Raw genomic sequence first — 20,113 nt, 5'->3', positions numbered from 1 at the left:
CGTGTACCTTCCCTCCGGCGGGTTAAAGATGACACGTGTTTCCCCGGCAGTCGCGGCGAGTTTCGGGAATCAAAAGGAATAGCGGGAGCGGACTCGGTGATAATAGGGACTGTGAAGCGTAGATTTCACGCTGAAGTCAGCAAGAACGCGGAGGCAAGGAAACGATGGAAGCTTACAGTGACATAGGGCTGGTCGGACTGGCTGTCATGGGGGAGAATCTGGCGCTGAATATTGAGAGGCAGGGTTTTTCTGTGGCTGTATTCAACCGCACCGGTGAGAAAACGACCCGTTTCTTGGCCGGCAGGGCCCGAGGCAAGGCTCTGGCGGCGGCTTATTCTCTGCCCGAACTTACGGGTCTCCTGCGCAGGCCGCGCAAAATCATGCTCATGGTCAAAGCGGGCCGGCCGGTGGACGAGATCATCGGGCAGCTTCTTCCCCACCTGGAGGCGGGGGATATTCTTCTGGACTGCGGCAATTCTCATTTTGAAGATACGCGGCGGCGCAACGCCAGGCTGGCTCAAGCGGGCGTCCTTTTCCTGGGCGTGGGGGTGAGCGGAGGCGAGGAAGGGGCTTTGAACGGGCCCAGTATTATGATCGGGGGCAACGAAGAGGCTTACCGCGAGTTGGCCGGACTTTTTAACAGGATCGCGGCCCGCGCGGCCGGGACTCCTTGCGCCTTTTATTTCGGCCCGGACGGGGCGGGGCATTATGTTAAGATGATACACAATGGGATTGAGTATGCGGACATGCAGCTCATTGCCGAAAGTTATCATTTGCTGAAGGCGGCTGTGGGGCTGGAGGCCGAGGAGATGGCTGAGGTTTTCCGGACTTGGAATGAGGGAGAACTGGAGTCATTTCTCATCGAGATTACAGCGGAGATTCTGGCGCGCCCGGATGAGGAGAGCGGGCGGCCTCTGGTGGAGATGATCCGGGATCAAGCTGAGCAGAAAGGTACTGGCAAATGGACCTGCCAAAGTGCTTTAGAGTTGGGAGTGCCTGCCCCGACGATTACAGAGGCGGTCTATGCCCGCGGCCTGTCCGCTCTCAAAGCAGAACGCGTCGAAGCGGCACGGGCGTTCCCCGGGCCGAACCCGCGTTACGCGGGGGACAAGGAGAAATTCCTGGCAGCCCTGCGGGACGCTCTTTATGCCGCGAAGATCTGTTCATATGCCCAAGGTTTTGCCCTGCTCAGGGCGGCTGGGCAGGCCTACGGCTGGGAGTTAGACTTGAGCCGGGCGGCACTCGTCTGGCGGAGCGGCTGTATTATCAGGGCCGGGTTTCTCGATCGGATCGCTGAGGCCTATGGAAAAAGCCCGGGTCTGGTCAATCTAATGCTGGATCCATTTTTCAGAGAGAGACTGAACCGGGCCCAGGCGGGTTGGCGCCGGGTTGTCGCCAGCGCCAAAGAACTCGGGATTGCCACGCCTGCCCTGAGCTCTTCCCTCGATTATTTCGACGGATATCGGACAGCCGACCTGCCGGCCAACCTGATTCAGGCCCAGAGGGATTATTTCGGAGCGCATATGTTTGAGCGGACGGACCGGCCGGGGAAATTCCACGTCGTCTGGCAGGATGAGGTTCAAGGCGCGGGAAATAATTGAGCGGACTTAAAACCGGTCTTGGCCGGTATTTGAGGCTCCGGAGAGGAAAAGTTCTCCGGAGTCTTTTCTTTGCCCTGTCAGACAGAGGAAGTTTCCAGCCGGCAGGCAGCTGGGTCCCCGGAATAGGGGGCAGCTCGAACTCCAATTTGCTTTGAAGAACTTTAGATCTCTGAATATCCGAAAGAAGGTGTATTAAAACCGGTGGGCTGAAGATATAGATATATTGTGATTAATGGAAAAAATTAGCCGGAGGAGGCGAAGAGACTTGCTCAACTAAAGATGAATAGGCACGGCGGTGCACCCAACTTCATCGATGTGGGATTATGGTCCGGAATGTCCTTGATTATCTATGATTATAGGGAGGGGGAATCGGTAATGAAATTCTGCCGAAAATGGTTTTCAGTCTTAGTGGCTTTGCTGACTGTGGGCTTGCTGTTGTCAGGATGTTCATCTGCACCCACTGCAAACACTGTCAGTAAGGCAAATGCCAATACGCAACCGGTGGACGGGGGAACGCTGACGGTTTCCAGTTTTTCTGACATTGTTACGCTCAACCCGCTGTTTATCCAAGATACGGCATCCCAAGATGCAGCGACTTTCTTATTTGCGAACGTTTATGATCTGGACCGGCAAGGAAACCTTGTGGTGGAACCCTGGTCATTGGCGAAAGAGCTGCCGAAGATCAGTGCCGACGGAAAAACATACACGGTCACACTTAAAGACACGGCTAAATGGAGCGACGGCCAGCCGGTAACGGCTGATGATCTGATCTACACGATCAACACCATCCGTAATCCGGAAGTGGGTTCACCGGGGATTTCCGGGTATGATAAAGTGGCTTCCGTCAAGAAGGTGAACGAACATACCGTCCGGATCACACTCAAACAAGTTTACGCTCCATTTAAATACTATCTGAATGCGGCGGTTGTACCGTATCACATATTGAAAGACGTAAAACCAAAAGAGTTACAAAACAATGCCTATGGCAAGGATCCGGCTAAGACCGTAACGGACGGACCGTGGAAATGGTCGGAATGGAAAGAGAAGCAGTATTTGTCCTTCACACGGGATCCCGATTATTGGGGCCCCAAGCCGCATATTCAAAAGATTATCTATAAAATCTATGCCGATCAAAATACAGAAGTACAAGCCCTGATCAAAGGGGATGTTGATCTGAACACGGGTCTCCCGGTGACCGCCTTAAGTGCTGTCAAGCAAAGGAAGGATATCCGTGTGATTCTGGCACCGGGCCCGCTATACGAATACTTGGCCTTTAATTTTAAACCGCAAAACTTCCCGGGGAATTTTGACCCCTTCCTGGGACAGAAAACCCGTCAGGCCATCGCTTATGCGCTTAATCGCCAAGGGATGGTCAATGATATCCTGAAAGGGACGGGCAGAATCATGAACTCACTTTTCCTGCCCGGATCATGGGCTGATCCCGGTTCGGCGGCGGTCAATTATCCTTATGATCCCAATAAAGCCAAGGAACTGTTGAAAGAGGACGGGTGGACGCCGGGCCCGGATGGGATTCTGCGCAAAGACGGGCATCGTTTCTCGTTTGAACTCCAGTTTAACGCCGGAAACAGCCGCCGTGAAGCGGTAGCCGTTGTGATTCAGCAGGAACTGAAGAATGTCGGGATCGAGGTCAAGCCAAAGGCGATTGATTTCTCTTCCTGGATTGATCAGAACGTGAATCCCGGCAAGTTCCAAGCGCTGTTATTGGCTTGGTCCCTGACAAACCCGGATCCCGACCAGGAAAGCATTTTTAGTTCCAAGTATTTCCCGCCGGCTGGGCAAAACAATATTTGGTACAAAAATCCCACGCTCGATGCTTTATGGGTAAAAGGTTATTCAACTAATGACCAGAACGAGCGCAAAAAGATTTATGCCGAGATTGCCAAGGAAATCTCGACCGATCTTCCTTACGTCTTCCTGTATCAGTATGGTACACCGGAAGGACTGGGCCCAAGGGTACATTTTGAGCACAAAGACCGGCCGGCCCCCTCTTTGGCTGAAGGGTATTTTTATCATATTCAGAACTGGTGGGTTACCGGCAAGTAAAACGGGCGGAGGATTGGTTTGCTGAGTTGCGGCAGCATGCGGATGCGGCCGCAGACCCGTTAAGGCCGGGTTAAATCCCGTGAGGGTAAGAGAGGGAAAGGGACGGAAAGTCCCTTTCCCTCACGAAAGGAGAATCGGAAATTGAGAGAGTATTTCCTTAGGCGGCTCTTGCAGTCTGTGCTGGTCTTATTTTTGGTCTCTTTGGTTACCTTTGCTCTCATTCATTCCGCACCGGGTGGTCCGGTGCGGATCTATCTGACTCCGGGTCTGTCCCAGGAAGCCGCTAAAGTACAGGCGCATAATTTGGGGCTGGATCAGCCGATTCCGATCCAGTATGTGAGGTGGCTGGGAGATTTACTGCAGGGAAATTTCGGCTATACTTTTAAAAACCATATTCCCGTAGGCAAAATTCTCTGGCCCACTGTTGGGAATACTTTGATTCTGATGGGAGTTGCCTGGTTTCTTTCCTTGGTGATTGCGATTCCTTGGGGAATTTACAATAGCACGCGTGAATACGGCCTTTCCGATCAGAGTGCCGCGGTGATTTCTTATTTGGGTTTTGCCATGCCGACCTTCTGGTTCGGTATTTTACTCCAAGAGCTGTTCTCGCTTAAGCTGAATTGGTTGCCTTTGTCTGATATGTATACGATGGGACAGGCGAGAAATATCCTGAACTTGCTGCCTCATCTGGTGCTGCCGGTCACGGTCTTGACTTTGGGCTTCTTAGCTGCCTATGTGAAATACTCCCGCTCCAGTATGCTGGAGGTTTTGTTTCAAGACTATATTCGTACGGCCCGGGCCAAAGGCATGCCGGAGAGACGTGTTGTTTTTCGCCATGCTTTGCGTAACGCCCTGATTCCGATCATTACCGTTCTGGGTTTGGATTTACCTATTTTGGTGGGAGGGGCAGCTTTGACGGAAAGTGTCTTTAACTGGCCCGGCATGGGCCGTCTTTTTGTTGAGATGGCTATGGCCAGGGAGTACTCCGTCTTGATGGCCATTACCCTGCTCACAGCTGTGATTGTAATTTTGGGTAATTTGCTGGCGGACATCCTTTATGCCGTTGTGGATCCACGGGTTCAACTGGCCGGACGGGGGGGTCGAGCAGCATGAGTGGGATTCCGATAGGGGAGAGCCCGCTGTCGGGAAATTCATTGCCGGGCGGGAATCCCGGCCCAGAGCCCGCGCCGCGGGTGATGAGTTTGGGCGGGATGGCCTGGAGGCGGTTCTTGCGCAATCCGTTTGCCGTTGCCGGGCTGGTTGTCTTGCTTTTCTTTGTCATCGTCGCTTTGTTCGCCCGGTTCATCGCTCCCTTCGATCCGGCGAGGATTGATTTGCTCACATCCAATCTGCCGTTTGGCAGCGGTGCCCACATTCTGGGGACAGACGAGTTAGGACGCGACATTTTTTCCCGTTTGCTCTACAGCAGTCAGGTCTCTCTGCTGGTCGGTTTCAGTGTCGCTTTCGTCTCGGTTTTTATCGGCACGCTGATTGGAGCCGTGTCGGGTTATTTCGGAGGATTTGTCGATACCTTCTTTATGCGGATGGTGGACGTTCTTAACTCCGTACCCCTTCTCTTTCTCAACATTCTCATGCTGGCGATTTTCGGTTCCAGTTTTGTCCTGCTGATCTGCATTCTGGCCCTCACCAGCTGGATGGGGGTAGCCCGGTTGGTACGGGGCACTTTCCTCCAGTTAAGGGAGACGGAGTATGTTGAAGCGGCGAAAGCGCTCGGAACCTCCGACTGGAGGATTATTACCTACCATATGATCCGGAATGCCACGGCTCCTATCATCGTCAATGCAACCTTAATGATTGGCGGGGCCATTTTGAGTGAGGCCGCGCTCTCTTTCTTGGGACTGGGCATCCAACCCCCTCAGACCAGTTGGGGGCAAATGCTCAGCAATGCTCAGGCCTACATGCTGACGGATCCGCTTCAGGCCGTCTATCCGGGATTGTGTATTTTGGTCGTCGTCTTGGCCGTGAATTTCATTGGCGATGGGATACAGAGTGCCATTGATCCGCGGCGGAAAGTGCGTCGTCCCCGAAGGAGGTGGGGCCATTGAGTGTATCGTTGCTGGAAATTAAAGACTTAACCGTTGGCTTTCCGGCCGAGCAAGGGATTCTAAAAGCGGTTGACCGAGTGTCATTGAAGATGGAAGAGGGGAAGACTTTCTGTCTGGTGGGGGAATCCGGCAGTGGCAAAAGTGTGACCTCTCTGTCAATCATGCGGCTGATAGACTATGATGGCGGTGATATTCTCAGTGGGGAAATTTTCTTTCACGGTGAAGATCTTGTGCAGAAATCCCAGGAAGAGATGATTAAGCTTCGTGGCTATAAGCTGGCAATGATTTTTCAAGAGCCGATGTCTGCTCTGAATCCGGTCTTTACGGTGGGGGACCAAATCGCGGAAGCCGTGATGCTGCATCAAAAGAAAGGTAAGAAAGAGGCGTGGCAGGATGCTATTGAGATGCTGCGGCTGGTGGGCATTCCGGCACCCGAGGTGAGGGCCAGGCAGTATCCCCATGAATTGTCGGGAGGGATGTGTCAGCGGGTGGTCATTGCCATGGCTTTGGTCTGCAAACCGGAAGTGCTCATAGCCGATGAGCCGACCACGGCTCTCGATGTCACGGTCCAGGCCCAGATTCTAGACTTATTACGTCAATTGAAGGCGGAACTGAATATGGCAATTTTGCTGATTACGCATGATATGGGAGTGGCCGCTGAAGTGGCCGATCAAATTGCGGTGATGTACGCGGGGGTGATAGTGGAAGAGGGGACCGTTGAGCAGGTATTTAGTCATCCTTGCCATCCCTATACGCTTGGGCTCTTAAAGTCGATCCCCGGTTATGAATCGGAAAGGGGAAAGGATCTATATGCGATTCCCGGGAATATTCCGAGTCTGGCGCAGCTTCCGCAAGGATGTCGTTTTCACCCGCGCTGTGTGCCGGCCCGGGAAAAGTGCCGGCTGGAAGAACCGGTTCCACATGATCTGGGTTCGGGGCATGTGGTAAAATGTTGGTTGAGTGAAGGTGCGGAAAGGGCGGAGAAGCGGAGCCCCGACCTGCCGGCTGATATGAATCAAGGCGAAGTCAACGGCGGAAAAGAGGTGAGGACCCTATGAATGCCCCGGAACTTGCCAGCGAACAATATTTGCTTGAAACGTCCGGCGTGAAAAAGTATTTTCCGATTAAGAAAGGAGTGCTGAATCGGACGGCCGGTTATGTACAGGCCGTGGATGATCTCTCTTTCGGGATATTCCCCGGGGAAACTTTTGGACTTGTGGGCGAATCAGGCTGCGGAAAGTCGACTTTGGGCAGGGTGGTGCTCAATTTACAAAGGGCCACCGCGGGGCGGGTCCTCTATAATGGCCGGGATCTGACCAAGCTGCAGATGAAAGAGATGCGCCATTTGAGGCGAGAGTTGCAAATAATTTTCCAAGACCCTTTCGGTTCCTTAAATCCCCGCCTGCCGATCAAGGATATTATAGGCGAGCCTTTTCGGGTACATGAGCGAGTCAACAAACGGGAGATCGACGAGAAAGTGGTCGAGTTGATGCGCCTGGTCGGTTTGGACCCCGCCCGCCGCAACAGTTATCCCCATGAATTTTCCGGCGGGCAGAGACAACGGGTTGGCGTAGCCAGGGCCATGGCCTTGCATCCCAAATTCGTGGTGGCCGATGAGGCGGTCTCTGCTTTAGACGTTTCGGTGCAATCTCAAATCATCAACCTGTTTATGAGGTTGCAAAGAGAACTGGGGCTAACCTATTTGTTTATTTCCCACGGACTCAATGTCGTGCGCCACATCTCGGATCGCGTTGGGGTTATGTATTTGGGAAAACTGGTTGAGATCAGTCCAACGGATGAGTTGTACAGCCATCCTTTGCATCCCTATACCTTGGCTCTGCTCTCCGCGATTCCGCGGCCGGACCGGGCCAAGAGGAGCAAGCGGCTTATCTTGCAAGGAGATGTGCCTTCACCGGCCAATCCGCCGCCCGGCTGCCGGTTTCATCCGCGTTGCCCGTATGCCCAAGCGCTATGCCGGGAAGAAGAACCGCTGTTGCGGAGCAGCGAGGGGGACCACCGGGTTGCCTGCCATTTTCCCTTGGGGTGAGGAGACGGTGGGGTTAGATGGATTGTTTCGAAGTTCCTGTCCTCGAGCGCACGGACATGGATCCGGCTAGGAGAGGGTGCCTTTCTGCCCGCTTCCGGACCGAGTTCACACGGCTGATGTCGGGGTAACCGGCCTCGGGTCGGGGGATGGGATCATTCCTGCGGGGTTATTACCAGCCAGTACTTCGGGGTAACGGACCTCGGGTTGGTGGGGGTACACTATACGGGGGGGTTGCATCATGCCTAATGGAACGATTCTCCGCAGTTATTCCCCGGCGACCGGTGAGGTCGTCGGTTCGCTGCCGCTGACGGAGATCCCGGCAATTCCCGGGATGCTGGCTAAGGCCGGGGCGGCCCAGAGGGTTTGGGAAAAGCGGGCTTTGGCGGAACGCCTGCGCTTCCTGCCCCGGCTGCGCGCCGAGCTGCTTACGCGAAAAGAGGAGATCGCCCGCTTGGTGAGCTGGGAAACAGGCAAGCCCTATCCGGAGTCCCTGACGGTGGAGTTGATTCCCGCCTTGGACATGATCCGCTTCCTGGAAAAAGAGGCGGAGCGGATTCTGAGGCCGGAACGCCTGGGCTTGGGGTGGTTTGTCCACAAACGGAGCATCCTCGAGCATATTCCGCTGGGAGTTGTCGGGATTATTTCGCCTTGGAACTATCCCTTCGGCATTCCGTTCACCCAGGTGACGGCCGCTCTGATTGCGGGAAACGCAGTCCTGCTCAAGCCGTCCGAGCTAACGCCGCTGAGTGGTCGGCGCTTGGTGGAGGTATTTGGCGAGGCCGGGTTGGAGCCGGATCTCCTGCAACTGATTACGGGCGAGGGTTCGCGCGGGGAAGCATTGGTGTCCGCGGGGCCTGACAAGATCGTGTTCACGGGGAGCGTGGCGACGGGGAAGAAAGTTATGGGTGCGGCGGCGCAGGCTTTGATCCCTCTCACCCTGGAATTGGGGGGAAAGGATCCGATGCTCGTCCTGAAAGACGCCAACCTGGAGCGAGCGGCCAATGGGGCGGTTTGGGGGGCTTTTACCAATGCCGGGCAGGTATGCGCTTCGGTGGAACGCTGCTATGTGGAACGTGCGGTGGCGGAGGAATTCATCGCCAAAGTGGTGGCGAAGGCTGGGCGGTTGCGTCAGGGGAGTCCTCTGGAGCGCGCACCCGGGGGAGAGGTCGTGGCTAAGCCGGTGGACATCGGGCCTTTGATTAACGAAACCCAGCGGCGGAAAGTCCAAGCACAGGTTGAGGAGGCTCTCGCTTTGGGAGGGAAGGTCCTCTGCGGTGGTGAACCGCGCTCGGATTTGCCGGGGTATTTTTATCCGCCCACCGTGCTTGTCAACGTGCCGCCCGGGGCGGCGGTCTGGCGGGAGGAAACATTTGGGCCGCTTCTGCCCATCGCCGTGGTGGATTCGGCGGAAGAAGGGATCGCCTTGGCCAACGACAGTCGCTATGCCCTCTCGGCCAGCGTGTGGTCACAAAACCGCAGGCAGGCCCGGGCAGTGGCCGGCCGCTTGGAAGCGGGAACGGTCTGGATCAACGATCTAATCTATACCTACGGGCTGGCGGCGACTCCTTGGGGAGGGTACAAGGAAAGCGGCCTGGGGCGGACGCATGCCGCCGAGGGCTTACGTGACTTTACGCAAACGCGCCACCGCAACGAAGGGTATTACCCGCTCAAGAGCGAGTTGCAGTGGTACCCCTATACGGAAAAGAAGCGGATTTGGTTGGAACGGCTGATAAGGTTTCTTTACGGACGGTGAGGGCGGGCATGGTGAGGGTATAGGCGGTGGGAGTATGGACGGTGAGAGTATGGGCGGTGAGGGTGACCGTAAAAAAGTTCAAAAGGAGAACCGGATCATTAAATCTCCCTATGGCTAAATCCAGAGGCATGCGGCTAAGCCCCTTGGTCACAGGAAAATGGCCCTTGATATACCGGCGATAGGCCGGTTTTTTTGCTGCTCGGGTTTCTTTTGCCTATCTGATTCCCAAGCCGCCAGGCGGCGCTGACAGAGGATGAAAGTATTCGCGATCGGGTAAGAGCGAGTGGATTGCACTGTGGGTGTTCCCGCGGAAGATCTTTCGGAAAACATGGATAAATTTTTGGGATGGGGTAAAATCTTGGAGGAAGATCTTACCTTCATGTCGAATGGTATCTCTAATTGTCCTGAAGCCCGTTGAATCAAGGCTGACGCAGGTTTTCTTATCAGAAATAAAGAGCTGTCGCAATCTCTGCTTTTGCTAGAACTCTAATGCGGGAGACTTATACGCGCTGAATAGGACAGGCGGAGGCCGCAACAGGGCGGGGGTATTGACGGATGTGAGGGCAAACTGGGTGGCAGGGGGTACATTATGGCGGAAGGTTCTGTCGCGGTATATGAACAGGCATTAAGGCAAATTAAGTCGGTAGCGGCGGTACGGATTAGACTGAATGAAAGCGGCGCAATTGAAGAAGTTCATGTCTTGGCAGGGCCGGAACGCAGCCCCAAGCAGATCGTGCGTGATGTGGAATCCGTCCTGGCGGCTCAGTTCGGTTTGGAAATCGACCACAAGAAAGTCAGCGTGGCTCAGGTCGGGGAGGAAGAAGAGGAGCCCGAACCGCAGAGATGGAAACGGCCGAAACTGGTCGGAGTGTCGTTGCGCACAGTGCGTGGTCAAGCCCAGGCCACGGTCGAGCTTCAGGTCGGAGAGCGCCTTTTGGAGGGCAGTACCGAAGGTTTTTCTTCGGCTCAAAACAAATTCCGCCTCCTGGTGGAGGCCACGGTGAAAGCTCTCAGCCCGTTGAGTTCCGGTACGTATATCTTGGTTCCGGAAGATGTGGCTATCACTCCCCTGGCCAAACATAAAGTGGCTCAGGTGGCGGTGACCGTGGTCGGGCCGGGGGGCGAAGATTCCTTGGTAGGCTGTGCCCTGGTCCGGAGCGACGACCGCGAGGCGGTCGTCAAAGCCACGCTGGATGCGGTCAACCGGAAAGTGTTTTTCCTGGGAAAACCATAGTGTAGTTGTTGCTGATTTTGGCCGACCCGTCTTAATGTAGATTTCTGTTTTGGCTCTAGAATTAAAAGCGAGCGAAGCGAAAAACGAGCGAAGCGGTTAAACCTGGTACTATTTTATTAAAAAGAAATAGGAGGTTTGCCGCATGAACAGCAAGTTATTTAAAGTTCTTACTGTCATCCTTACTCTGGTGCTCGTTGGCGGGGCTGAATTCAGGATCTAATATTTAAGAGGTCGGCCATATATTTTCGGGGGTACGATTATGAAAAGTATGCCCAAACCATTTTTGCCTTTGTTCAGATTTATGGTTGTTACGGCGCTGCTCATTTTGGCCTTGGCTGTATGGAAGACACCTTGGAACTGGCCGAATGTGCGGAACCTAATCGTCTTTGCAAGCTTGGCAGTCCTCAGCGAGTCCTTGCCAGTCCCCCTGCCCAAGGGCGGCTTTGTGACGGTTACTTATGCAATGTTTTTCGCAGCGACGGTCTCCTTTCCGGACGGAGTAGTGTGCGTCGTAGCAGCAGTTGCCGGGCTTCTAGTGTTCGGCAAAGAGGTTAAAGGTGATCCTCTATACAAGCGTGTCTTCAATGCCGCTCAGTTTGTTGTGTCGTCTACTGCCGGGCTTCTGGTTGTTCTGTTGAGTGGATTGAGGGCTTTTCGGCTAACGCCGTTTTCGGTTGGAGTTTACGTAATCGCAACGTTAGCTCACATGCTTGTGAACATAGCAATCGTCACTGTTGCTTTGGGTTTACTGCAAGGAAAGTCTTCCAAAGCCATTTGGTCCAGCAATATCCGCTGGGCCGTACCAAACTTTCTGACCCTGGCACCGCTGGGTTTGCTTGTGGCTCTTGTCTATCAGAACTACGGGGTTTTGGGCCTTATTCTACTAGTGCTTCCACTTTTAATTTCCCGTCATTCCTTCCGTCTCTACATGGACATGCGTCAGAACTACCTGGATACGGTGGAGGCCTTGGTGCAGGCGCTGGAAGCGAAGGATGCCTACACGAGCGGGCATTCGGGCCGGGTGGCGGACCTTTCGGCGCGCATGGCGGAAGCGTTGGGCTTGTCGGAGGAGAGGACGGAGTTTATCAAATACGCGGCGGTTCTGCACGATGTGGGTAAGATCGGGGTGAGCGAGCAGGTTCTGAATAAACCCGGACGGCTCACCGATGATGAGTGGCAGGAGGTGCAGAGCCATCCCGTGGTGGGCGAGAGTATTGTTAAGAAGATCACCTTCCTGTTCGATGTGGGATTAGTCATTCGCCATCACCATGAGCACTATGACGGTTCGGGCTACCCGGACAGGTTAGTTGGCGAGGCGATACCGTTGGAATCGCGTATCATCGCAGTGGCCGATTCTTTTGATGCCATTACCTCGAATCGCAGTTATCGCAAGGGAAAATCGCGCGACGAAGCCATTACGGAACTGCGCCATGTGGCGGGAACCCAACTCGATCCGCGCTTGGTTGCGATTCTGATTAAGATACTTGGGGAAGAGGAGAAATGTGCCCGGGTGAAGAAATGTGCGCTGGGCGAGATGCAACAAACCTAGTCTTTGTTCTCGGCAGCGGGCTCCGTTGACATGGCGGTAGCCTGCGGCCGAATTGAAGTGTCCGGGGGTGTGCTATGCTGATTGGAGCCTTGATCTTAGCGGTTGCCGCGGGCTTATTGGCCGGGGGAAAATTAAAAAACCTAAGTTATTTGCAATTGCGCGGTGCCTGGCTGGTCCTGGGAGCGCTTTTTTTGCAGGCTGTCCTCTCCTGGATGGCGGCAAGAGGGTCGGGGATTGGGCCCCGCTGGGTTGGCCCGCTTCTGCACGTTTTGTCTTATGTTCTGCTGCTGGCCTTTACCTGGGTTAACCGGTCCTTGCCCGGTGTGCGCGTTTTGGCGGCGGGAGTTTTCCTTAACGGTCTGGTTATCGCTTTGAACGGGGGTTTGATGCCGGTAGCTCCCTGGGCTTTACCGCCTGGGGATATCGCCAGCCTGGCGAGAGGCGTGGGAATTCACGGGCTGATGTCGGCCGGCACGCGTCTTACAGCGCTTGCGGATCGTTTTTACCTGACGCTGCCGGGTTTAGGCAGGTGGCTTTTCAGTGTGGGAGATGTTCTGATCGACCTCGGCGCGTTCTGGTTGGTGTTTCGTTCATTGCGGAGCTTTTCTTCCCCCGGAACAACGGGGAAGGGTATTTCCGGCTGAAGCGGTGTCAGCGGGCGAGTTTTTCAGAAGAGACCCTATGCCCGGGATACGGCCTTGGCAGAGGAAGGAAGAGGAAGAAAATGAGCGGGTAGCGCAGAGCCGCGCGTTGCCACCAGGCAGCCGGAAATGTACCGGAGCTGCGGGGAAGAAGGGCAAAAAGGCACGGTCCCGGAGAATTCTCCGGGACCCTTTGGGCGTTGGCAGTGGGTTGGCGTCGGCAGTGGTTTTCACTTAAGTCCCAAGCCTTTTCTCTTGGCCAGAATGTGGGCTTCAATATTCCCTGCCACTTCTTCCGGATCGTCTCCCAGGGCGATCTTGCCGCCGGTCAGCCCCTCGACGTCCTCGGTCAGGAGTTTCACCAGTTGGGGAGCTCCGGTGACAAAAGGAGTAGGAGAAAGGTGGGTGTAGGCGCCGTAGGCGACCGCGAAGACTCCGTCAATTGTGGCTTTTTGTTCCATCCATTCGGGAGCGGTGACGGCTATGGGCAGTTGGGGGATGTCCACATCCAGGTGGTCGGCGAGGGCGGTGACCAGCATGGAGATCCGGCCGGTGTCGGTGCAGGTGCCGAAGCTGAGGACAGGGGGGATCTTCAGGGCCCGGCACACTTCGCTCAGACCCGGCCCTGCCTGGTTAACTGCGTCCAGGCTGCAGAGTCCGGCCACTTCCAGGGCATGGTTGCCGCAGCCGCCGGCCACAACCAGGATGTCTTTTTGTATGAGCCGCCGGGTCAGGTTGACGGTATTCCAGTCCTGGGGCCCGTTGCGAAGGGTGGAACAGTTAGCCAGGGCGACGACTCCTTTAATTTTACCGGCGGCGATCACGTCGACAAGGGGATCAAGTTTGTCGCCCAGCGCTCCCAGAACAGCCTCGGTGGAAAAGCCGGCTATGGCTTTTTGCGTGTGACGGGGAACTTGGGGGGTAACGCTGGTTCTCCGTTTTTTGAAATTCTCCAGGGCCAAATCGATCAGGCGCTCTGACATGGCGTTGACCTGGGACGGGTTGTAAGGAATTTTGTGCCGGAGGCCGGGCAGATCGATGATCGTGCTGATGGCTGCTAACGTGACCTGGTACTTCTCCGCATACATGTCGATGGCCGGGGGAGAGCAATTCTCTTCCATGGCCAGGACGTCCACGGTGCCCGTGGCCAGGAGGGGCTCGATGGCCAGCCAGTTGCCGGTGAGGCCGGTGAAGACGTCGTCCACCGCAAAGCGCTGGAGAAGTTCCTGGCCGGTTTCGATAGAGCCCACGACGTGCAGGCCCTTGGCTCCGGCGGCTCGGGCACGCTGCTGCACCTGAGGGTCTCTGGCTTTCTCGATCGTGAGAGCGCCGGCCCAGGGCTGGTGACCGTTGAAGACGATGTTGACATAATCCGGATCCATGATACCCAAATCGACATTAACTTCATGGGGTGCCGGCGTGCCGAAAAGGATGTCCTGCACCATTTCCAGGCCGATTTGACTGTTGTAAATGGTGGCCAGGCCCAGGCGCAAGGCTTTGAGAGCCAGGGAGACGTGGTTGCCGTCCACATTGGTCAGACAGCCGGCGACGCAGTTTTGCTCTTCGTGTACCGTTCCGGCGGGATAGATGTTTAAGTTCCGCCAGACCGGTATTCTTTTTTTGGGCGCAAAAGTCTCTACCATAAGATTCGGCTCGTCGGCACCTATATTCATTTGGGTGTTAAGTAAATCGGCCAACTGAACGGCCAGGCGGTTGGTGTCCTGATCTGAGGCGATGCCAAGCTTTTCGCATAGCCAGCGCAGCTTGTTTACATCTTTAATTTGAAATGGGGTCTTGCCTTCCCCGGTGGCCCTGAGGGTGCGAAAGGCTTCGTAGGCGTGATGACTGTAAGTACCCGCGCCCATGATGTTTTGCAAAAGGAGTTTGCGCATGGCCATAGCGTCCGGTCCGATGCCGCAAACTCCTTTGTCCTGTGCGCCTTTGAGGTTGAGGCGGCAGGGTCCGTTCGAGCACTGCTGGCAGCTCAAGCCTTCCAGGCAGAACTTGCAGCGGATTTTTTCCATGGCCGCGTAGCGGTCAAAAACATTGGACATCCCGTCGGCCCGGATCCTGACCAACATTTCCTCGACCGAGTCATGATAACTGACTCGCCCCTCGGTTTTTTCCCGGATAGTTTCACTCATGACAGACAGTTCACCCCCGCGTCATTCATTCATCCAGCCGTGAGACCCCCACGTTCACAAGTGGGAGTGGTTCCCTGTACTCAGCTTCGGCGGGGGTAGACTCCACCCTTCGCCATGAAAATGCTATTAGGGCTGACGGGCTGGCTCCGAAAAAAGTTTGTGCATTATACGGGGTTCTATGCACATTAACCATCGGTGGGGCTGAGGGAATGACCCGAAAGTTTAGAATCGCCTATTCTGGGAAAGACTAGGAACTACCCGAAAAAGGCCGAAAAACGGCCTCAGAAAGGGCTGGTTCCAGTCTGTATTGCGAGAGGTGATTTTTTTGCCACACCGACGAAGTCGGAAATCCGCGGCGTTTCTGTGCGGGGTGATCGTCTTGTTTTTACTCCAGACTTCCGTTTTTCCGGCCCAAGGACAGGAGTGTTCGGGAAGAGGGTCCGGCAGTTTGCCGCCACAAGGAGAGAAAGCGAACGGGAACTGTCCGGCGGGGACGGGCCCGGTACCGCTTAAGTTAGGCAGTTCAAGTCCGGTGCACAGGGTGACGGTGGGCCGGGGGGAAACCATCTGGAGTTTGGCCCGGGAGTATGGGACGACTGTGAAGGAGATGGATGCTTTAAACGGGCTGTGCGAGCCGAGTGAGATTGAGGCAGGGCAGACGCTGTGGGTTCCGGTGTATTCCGAGTCCTTCGACCCGTCTGTGGGCAAAGTGCAGGTGGTTAACGTCTGGATGACAGACAAGGCCGAAAGCGCAAAGGCCACGGCCGCGGCCTCAATCGCGCAAGGGGTTGTGACTGCGGGCATTGCAGCCAAAGGCAAGGATCAACGGCGGGCGGCAGCCGGAAATTCCGGGAAAGAGCAGGTTTCAGGCCCCGGGCCGCGTCAACCGGGAGTTACATCCGGGAGCGGCGGGGCGATAAATCTTTTGACTTTAACGGCGGAAAGTTCTATTCCCGTCTCACGCGGGGAAGACGAACCGACCTACAGTCAGTCGGATGTCGATCTGTTGGCGCGAGTGATCTATGCGGAGGCCCGAGGGGAAGATTTTGAAGGGCAGGTGGCGGTGGGAGCCGTAGTTCTGAATCGCCTCAAAGACCCGCACTTTCCCAAAACGATTCGGGGCGTGATCTTTCAGCCGGGGGCTTTTACCTCGGTGGCCGATCACCAGATTCTTCTTAAACCGGACGCCATGGCTTACAAAGCGGCCGAGGCCGCGCTGGCCGGGGAGGACCCCACACATGGGGCACTCTACTATTACAATCCCAGGTTGGCGACGGATCACTGGATCAAAAGCAGGCCGGTTGTTACACAGATCGGGAACCACGTCTTCAGCATTTGAACGGCATATGGAAAGGTTGCTTGCATGAGGCCTTCGATGGAGGTCAGTGGGTTAGCGTGCAGTGAATGAAGAAACCCGTTTTTCCCCGCCTTGTTTTGGGGGAAAAGACGGGTTTTAAGGTGTAGGCCTATAGTAAGGTGTAGGCCTACAGTAAGGTGTAGGCCTATGGTTCGGGTGTGGTGACGCGCGGTCGGGGCGATGGCGGGTTATGGCCAAAGTTTGGGGTGCACATCGATGGTTTATGGCGGCGGGAAGGCGCTGACGGGTTTGAGGCATGGGAGGCGGGGTCGCCGGGGCAGGCCGCGTCGGACGTGTTGACCGGAGTGCCCGGTTGAACTTCTGGCGATTTTTAACATACATTATAATACAGGTTTTTGGTCAGGGGGCTTTAGCGGTCAGAAAGAAGGGAAGCATATGAAATTCGGCCGACAGGGGCCCAACGAGGAGAACGCTTTCATGGGGCAGCCGGGATTTCCGGCCCAACCGCCCGCACCGCCGCCGGGTATGGGCCCGTCGCCCGGGGCCATTCGCAATACTCTAGGGTCTGGGTTAAAGGGCAGTGGTTTTTTTCAGAAAGACGGCCAGATCCGGAACCTGCGGGGAGGATTCATCGGGGCGAAAAGAACGGAGCCCGGGTCGGGTTATCAGGGTTACCCTTTCCCGGCACAAACGCCGGGGGGTTATCCGGGCGGCCTGCCGCAGGGCTATCCGAGCGGCTCTCCTCAGGGTTATCCTTCTCAAGGCTATCCTTCCCGAGGTTACCCTTCTCAGGGTTACCCGTCTCAAGGTTACCCGTCTCAAGGTTACCCGTCTCAAGGTTATCCTTCTCAAGGTTATCCCCCTCCAGGTTATCCCCCTCAGGCGTCTCAAGGATATTCCGCTCCGGGATCTGCCGGGCCCTTGATGGGGAACTCTCAGGAAGGCAGCCCGGGGGTGCCGGGCAATTGGCAGGGAACAAACACGTCGTCGGGAAGTGGCAAGATGGGAAAAGGACCGTTTTCATTTTTGGGCAGCGACGGAGGATTCGGGGGGATGCCCCAGATGCGTCAGCTCGTTCTCCAGGCGGCGGCTGAAGGGATCATGGGAAATGGCGTGGCGACCATCTCCCCGGATAACACCTTTCTTATGGTAGCCAATCTGCCTCCGCCCAATGTTTTTCAGAGCGGAGGTTCACCCGGGGGCAAGGGGCCGGTCTATGCCACTTATCTTGTAGACAAGAAAGGACAGACGGGCTTTTTGGCCGGGGTAATGGCACCGGTGGGAAACGGGGTTTACCGCGCCCAATTCAACAGCCCGGTTCCGCTGGCTCCCTATGAGCGGGTGGTGGTTTCTGTGGAAAACCCGCAGTATCTGGGTCAAGCACCCCGTGGGCCGATCATACTCAAAGTCAAGGAGGCGACGGGACCCGCTACTTTTGTGAAACCTTTCAGAAATGCCGCAGGTTCCCTTTGGGGTAAGATCAGCGGGCTGTTCGGGGGCGGTGGCAAAGTACCGGTTCCCGGGCCGGAAACGTATGTGCCGGAAGCGGTCGTCTCTCCTGTGCCGGAGGCTTTGCCCGGGGGTCCAGGCGCTATGTTGGGAGCGGGTGCAGCCGCCGGAGCAGGTGCTTTGGCAGGGGCCGCGGCCGGTGTGCCGGCGGGTGCCGGGATTGCGGCCGCGGCGGCAAATGGTTCCCCGGCAGGGGGCGACGGGTTGGGCGTCGGGGAAGGAATAGCGCCCCAGGGATTTCCGCCCCCGGGGTATTACCCGCCACGGCCCTCCGGAACCAAATGAAACGTCCAAGGAGAGAAAAGACAGAAAGACAGGGAGACAGAAAAACAGGGGGACAGAGAAACGAGACAGGTCAGAAATAACGGAGGGCACTGAAGGAATGCGAGAGCACGGGAAGAACCAGAGAGCAGCGAAAGAACAAGAGAGATGGCTCAGTTGCGTGAGCCATCTCTTTTCAGTGCCGAGGCGGGACGGGGCAAGGCGGGACGAGTGTTTCTAGCCGGGAAGCTTAAATCCTTGGGGGAGTTTGAAGTCAGACGGGACGTCCATGGCCGGCATTTTGTGTCCGCCCGCGATGTTATCGAGGAGGTGTTGGGCGGCATTTTTCAGCTCTTCGGGTAAGGGAAGATCTTGGGCGCTGGGCATGCCGTGAATGGCCGTGGTCAGGGTCAGATTAACCATGGCCATCATCTTTTCGTATTTTTGTTGTTGGGCAAAGAACGATTTTATCAGCGGGTATTTGTTCATAAGACGAATCTTGAGATCGATCAGAGCCAAGGCATCTTTTTCGGGAACCACTTTAGTGATCATTTGGGCGGCCACCAGTTGCTTTTCTTTTTCCTGGTACTTGGCGAAAGCCTCCCGGGTTTCGGGATCGGCAAGAATGGCGGCCTCCGCCGCCTTTATGCTCTGGATTTCCGGTGTTTGGGCCAAGGCTTCGCCCAATTCCCTGGCTTTGTCAATGTAGCTCATTCTTGGGGCACCTCCCTTTTTTCCTCAGTTACAACTTATGCGGAAACGGGTCGAGAGGTGCCGTTACAAGAGGCCGGGGATCGGAGGCCGGGGGTCAGAAGCGGAGCGGAGGCCGGGGGAACAGGGGTCAGGGATCGGAGACCGGGGGAACAGGGGCCGGGGGCGGAAACCAGGGCTGAATCTCCCCATGGCTCAAGCCGGGTAAAGCCGGGGGCATGCGGCCAAGCCTCTTGGTCAGAGGTCTGGGCCGCAAGGCGGGGATGAGGGGTCAGGGGCCGCTCCCGATGCCGCACCGGCGCGGCGCCGGCAGGGAGGGGAAAGACGGGGCAGTGAGCCGGATTAGTGGGGGTAAAAAACGCTTACGAGCGAAAATAAGATATATCCCAGGGTCAAGCCCAGGAGGGCGTAGTGGGGATGGCGTTCGCGTGCCAGGGGCCACATTTCGCCCACGACCAAGAAGGCCATGGCTCCGGCGGCCAAGGCCAGGAAAAAAGCGAGGGAGTTTTGCACGGCAGTGAGGGCGAACAGCCCGATGACGGCACCCAAAGGCGTAAAGACGGCAATTCCGAGATTGAGAAGGAGAATTTTCCAGGGGCGGATGTTTGCCATCTTTAAGGGAGTGGCGGTCGCCATTCCTTCCGGCAGATTGTGCAGGGTGATGGCGAAAGCGATGAGAAACCCCAGGTCGTGCGAAGTTTCCCGGCCCACCGCGATAGCCATTCCTTCGGGTAAGTCATGCAAGGCGATTCCGGCGGCGACCAGGAGTCCTACGCGTTTGAGCCTTTGCCGCCGGGTTAAGGGAAGAGTACCGGAGGGGGTATTGAGGCGCCGATCAGCCAAGTACATGAAGAAGAGGCCCGCGATGAGACCGGCGGCCATTTGGCTCGGGGGTCCGATCTTCCAGGCTGAGGGCAGAAGATCGACGGTGACCACCGAGAGCATTACCCCGCCGGCACCGGCCAGCAGGGTGGCTAAGGTTTTTTCCTGGGGGTGTCCGAAGAGGAGGACCAGCACGCTGCCCAGGGTTGTGGCCAGCCCCGCGACGGTGCTGATCCAGAGGATTCCGCCGAAATTTGCCATAGGTTCTCTCCTCCTCCGGAGGGTCCATATCTCCTGCAGAGAGTATATGGGGTTTTAGGAGGGGGGAGAACCGCATTGAAGAGGAATAATTCGGCAGTTTGTGCCGCTTGTGGCTTTGTCTTTAGGTTATTT

Annotated in this window: 16 protein-coding genes; 13 read left to right on the top strand and 3 right to left on the bottom strand. The window is 56.1% G+C overall.

Annotation, left to right across the window (positions count from 1 at the left end):
- The first annotated feature begins 164 nt into the window (after positions 1-164).
- The 10 genes from gnd (at position 165) to MNU25_RS00725 (ending at position 12,958) form a co-directional block, all read left to right on the top strand.
- Positions 165-1,601, top strand: coding sequence for a decarboxylating NADP(+)-dependent phosphogluconate dehydrogenase (gene gnd, locus MNU25_RS00770; protein WP_240983329.1), 1,437 nt, complete (start codon positions 165-167; stop codon positions 1,599-1,601).
- Between the two features lie 375 nt (positions 1,602-1,976).
- Positions 1,977-3,665, top strand: coding sequence for an ABC transporter substrate-binding protein (locus MNU25_RS00765; RefSeq protein ID WP_240983328.1), 1,689 nt, complete (start codon positions 1,977-1,979; stop codon positions 3,663-3,665).
- Positions 3,666-3,806: 141 nt separating this feature from the next.
- Positions 3,807-4,778, top strand: coding sequence for an ABC transporter permease (locus MNU25_RS00760; protein WP_240983327.1), 972 nt, complete (start codon positions 3,807-3,809; stop codon positions 4,776-4,778).
- On the top strand, positions 4,775-5,731 hold the full coding sequence (locus MNU25_RS00755; protein ID WP_240983326.1) for an ABC transporter permease: 957 nt from the start codon (positions 4,775-4,777) through the stop codon (positions 5,729-5,731). The genes MNU25_RS00760 and MNU25_RS00755 overlap by 4 nt, the downstream gene beginning before the upstream one ends.
- On the top strand, positions 5,719-6,789 hold the full coding sequence (locus MNU25_RS00750; protein WP_306425077.1) for an ABC transporter ATP-binding protein: 1,071 nt from the start codon (positions 5,719-5,721) through the stop codon (positions 6,787-6,789). The genes MNU25_RS00755 and MNU25_RS00750 overlap by 13 nt, the downstream gene beginning before the upstream one ends.
- Entirely contained in the window at positions 6,786-7,778 is a 993-nt protein-coding gene (locus tag MNU25_RS00745) for an ABC transporter ATP-binding protein (RefSeq protein WP_240983324.1), read from the top strand. Before MNU25_RS00750 ends, MNU25_RS00745 begins: the two co-directional genes overlap by 4 nt.
- Before the next feature lie 238 nt (positions 7,779-8,016).
- Positions 8,017-9,531, top strand: coding sequence for an aldehyde dehydrogenase family protein (locus MNU25_RS00740; protein WP_240983323.1), 1,515 nt, complete (start codon positions 8,017-8,019; stop codon positions 9,529-9,531).
- A 589-nt stretch (positions 9,532-10,120) separates the two neighbouring features.
- The gene (locus MNU25_RS00735; RefSeq protein WP_240983322.1) at positions 10,121-10,765 is read left to right on the top strand and encodes a hypothetical protein; all 645 of its coding nucleotides are present in this window, start codon (positions 10,121-10,123) and stop codon (positions 10,763-10,765) included.
- Between the two features lie 259 nt (positions 10,766-11,024).
- The gene (locus MNU25_RS00730; RefSeq protein ID WP_240983321.1) at positions 11,025-12,314 is read left to right on the top strand and encodes an HD-GYP domain-containing protein; all 1,290 of its coding nucleotides are present in this window, start codon (positions 11,025-11,027) and stop codon (positions 12,312-12,314) included.
- A gap of 74 nt (positions 12,315-12,388) precedes the next feature.
- Positions 12,389-12,958 carry a DUF5317 domain-containing protein gene (locus MNU25_RS00725; protein ID WP_240983320.1) on the top strand — a complete coding sequence of 190 codons (570 nt, stop codon included), beginning with the start codon at positions 12,389-12,391 and terminating at the stop codon, positions 12,956-12,958.
- Between the two features lie 227 nt (positions 12,959-13,185).
- Here MNU25_RS00725 and cooS read toward each other — a convergent pair whose 3' ends face one another.
- Positions 13,186-15,099 carry an anaerobic carbon-monoxide dehydrogenase catalytic subunit gene (cooS, locus tag MNU25_RS00720; protein ID WP_240983319.1) on the bottom strand — a complete coding sequence of 638 codons (1,914 nt, stop codon included), beginning with the start codon at positions 15,097-15,099 and terminating at the stop codon, positions 13,186-13,188.
- Between the two features lie 448 nt (positions 15,100-15,547).
- Between cooS and MNU25_RS00715 the strand changes: the two genes are divergently transcribed.
- The 3 genes from MNU25_RS00715 to MNU25_RS00705 all read left to right on the top strand — a co-directional run bounded on the left by MNU25_RS00715 (position 15,548) and on the right by MNU25_RS00705 (position 18,211).
- Positions 15,548-16,438 (top strand): cell wall hydrolase, encoded by an 891-nt coding sequence (locus tag MNU25_RS00715; protein WP_240983318.1) that lies wholly within the window; start codon positions 15,548-15,550, stop codon positions 16,436-16,438.
- Between the two features lie 559 nt (positions 16,439-16,997).
- On the top strand, positions 16,998-17,342 hold the full coding sequence (locus tag MNU25_RS00710) for a hypothetical protein (RefSeq protein WP_240986936.1): 345 nt from the start codon (positions 16,998-17,000) through the stop codon (positions 17,340-17,342).
- A gap of 77 nt (positions 17,343-17,419) precedes the next feature.
- Positions 17,420-18,211, top strand: coding sequence for a hypothetical protein (locus tag MNU25_RS00705; protein ID WP_240986680.1), 792 nt, complete (start codon positions 17,420-17,422; stop codon positions 18,209-18,211).
- Between the two features lie 213 nt (positions 18,212-18,424).
- On the opposite strand, the gene MNU25_RS00700 is transcribed toward MNU25_RS00705, so the two are convergent.
- Together MNU25_RS00700 and MNU25_RS00695 are read right to left on the bottom strand one after the other, a co-directional pair.
- On the bottom strand, positions 18,425-18,901 hold the full coding sequence (locus tag MNU25_RS00700; RefSeq protein ID WP_240983317.1) for a YlbF/YmcA family competence regulator: 477 nt from the start codon (positions 18,899-18,901) through the stop codon (positions 18,425-18,427).
- A 339-nt stretch (positions 18,902-19,240) separates the two neighbouring features.
- Positions 19,241-19,981, bottom strand: coding sequence for a ZIP family metal transporter (locus MNU25_RS00695; RefSeq protein WP_240983316.1), 741 nt, complete (start codon positions 19,979-19,981; stop codon positions 19,241-19,243).
- Positions 19,982-20,113 lie beyond the last annotated feature (132 nt).

It is taken from the genome of Acididesulfobacillus acetoxydans (assembly GCF_902729405.1).
Classification (GTDB): domain Bacteria; phylum Bacillota; class Desulfitobacteriia; order Desulfitobacteriales; family Desulfitobacteriaceae; genus Acididesulfobacillus; species Acididesulfobacillus acetoxydans.
Note: the sequence above shows the minus strand (reverse complement) of the source record. Positions and strands in the feature narration are given on the sequence as shown.